Genomic DNA, 2107 nt, shown 5'->3' with positions numbered 1-2107 from the left:
GCGGTGGTGCGCGGGGTGCCGGCCACGGCCGGTGCGGCGGCGGCGCCCGGGGCGGCCGGTGCGCCGCGCGGCTGCAACGGAATGCTGGTGGCCTGGATCAGCGCCGGGTTCGCCGGGTCTTCCGGCACCAGGCCCAGGATGGGGGCGATGCGGCTGACCACGGTATGCGCCGCCGGTGCCGCCACCCAGCCCGCCGTGGCGTAGCCGTGGGAGCGGGCATTCGGGTTCGGCTCGTCGATCATGACGTAGAGCGCGTAGCGCGGCGCGTTCATCGGGAAGGCACCGACGAAGGCGGCGATGCGCTTGTTCATCAGGTAGCCGCCGCGCGGGCCGGTCTTCTGCGCCGTGCCGGTCTTGCCGCCGAGGAAGTAGCCCGGAACCTCGGCATTGCGGGCCGAGCCGTCGGTGACGACCAGGCGCATCAGCCGGCGGATGATGTCGCTGGTCCGCTCGCTGACGATGCGCGTGCCTTCCCGCACCGTGCCCGGCGGCTGCGCGAGCAGCGTGGGCTGGCGCAGGATGCCGCCATTGGCGATGGCGGAGATGCCCGTCACCACGTGCATCGGCGTCACGCTGATGCCGTGGCCGAAGGAGATCGTGTACATGTTGATGTCGCGCCAGCCATTGGCGGGCGGCACCAGGGGCAGGGCGGTCTCGGGCAGTTCCAGGCTCTGGCGCTGCAACATGCCGGCGCTGCGCAGGAATTCACGCTGGCGCTGCGGCCCGAAGGTCTCCGCCATGTGGGCGGCGCCGAGGTTGGACGAATAGGCCAGCACCTCGGGGAAGGAGAGCCAGCGGTTCTTGCCCTTGTAGTCGGTGATGGTGAAGCGGCCGTAGCGGATCGGCCGGCTGGCGTCGAAGCGGCTGCTGTAGACATTGGCCGTGCCGTATTCCAGCGCGGCGGCCGCCGTCAGCAGCTTGAAGGTCGAGCCCGGCTCGTACACGCCCACCGTCGCGCGGTTGAAGCGCTGGTCGGGCGTGGCGTCGCTGATGTCGCCGGCGTCGTAGTCCGGCAGGCTGACCATGCCCATCACTTCGCCGGAATTGATGTCCAGCACCACGCCGGCACCGCCGATGCCGCTGAAGTCGGTGATGGCCTGGCTGACGGCGTCGCGCAGCGCCAGCTGCACGCGCACGTCGATGGAGAGGCGCAGCGGGTTGCTGCGCTGCGTGCGCAGCCGCTCGTCGAAGAAGCGCTCGACGCCGGAAAGCCCCTTGCCGTCCACGTCCACGTTGCCGAGCACGTGCACGGCGGCGCGGCCCTGCGGGTAGTAGCGGCGCTCCGCATGCTCGAAGTCGATGCCGGCGATGCCGAGATTGATGATGCCCTGCTGCTCGCGCGGCGTCAGGGCCCGGGCGATGTAGACGAAGCCGCGGTCGCCGGAGAGGCGCTCGATCAGCCGCTCCCGGTCCAGTTGCGGCAGCACGGTGCGCAGGCGGTCCGCCACGTTGGGGACGTTGTGCAGCACGCGCGGGTTGGCGGTCAGCGCCGTCACCGGCAGCGACATCGCCAGCATTTCGCCATTACGATCGGTGATGGGCGCGCGGCTGGAGGCATGCTCGGCCGGCGGCGCCACGGCGCGCAGCGCGGCGTAGAGCCGGGTGGGCTCCGCCGGGTTGATCACGGTGGAATAGGCCAGCTTCAGCGCCACGGCCATGAAAAGCGCGCCGAAGCCGAGTGCGCCGACGACGATCCGCCCCCGGCTCTTCTCCAGCTGCGCGCGGCGCAGCAGGTCGGGCTGGGTGATGCGGACGGTGGTGTGGCGGCCCGTACCCTGCTGCCCACCCCCATGCTGGGCGGCCGGCACGGCCTCAGCCTGCTGAAGACCAGCAGGCTGCCGCAGATGGCCGAAGCCGCGCGAGGGAACCGAATCCGGCGAAGGCGGGGGCAGGTCGTTCATGTTGGCTTACCGAACCGGGACCGGAACCGGCAGCGGCACCGGCGGTGCCAGCGCGCCGCGGGAGACGCCGCCGAGGGCGGAGCCGGAGGCCTGCGGCAGCGGCGCGGCGTTGGCGGTGCCGATGGGCAGGTGCAGCGCCTGGCGCAGCAGGCCGGTGGAGGCGGGCCGCACTTCGGCCACCTGCTCACGCGGCGCGGCTTCGCGCA

The 2107-nt window shown here is 72.0% G+C and carries 2 protein-coding genes; both read right to left on the bottom strand.

The features are described from left to right. Window positions 1-1901, bottom strand: a 1901-nt coding sequence (locus IBL26_RS25380; RefSeq protein WP_187787275.1) for a peptidoglycan D,D-transpeptidase FtsI family protein, incomplete at its 3' end; no start/stop codon positions are given. Between the two features lie 6 nt (window positions 1902-1907). After that, the coding region (locus tag IBL26_RS25375; protein ID WP_187787274.1) for a hypothetical protein at window positions 1908-2107 on the bottom strand (200 nt) is incomplete at its 5' end.

It is taken from the genome of Teichococcus aerophilus (assembly GCF_014490485.1).
Lineage (GTDB): Bacteria > Pseudomonadota > Alphaproteobacteria > Acetobacterales > Acetobacteraceae > Pseudoroseomonas > Pseudoroseomonas aerophila.
Note: the sequence above shows the minus strand (reverse complement) of the source record. Positions and strands in the feature narration are given on the sequence as shown.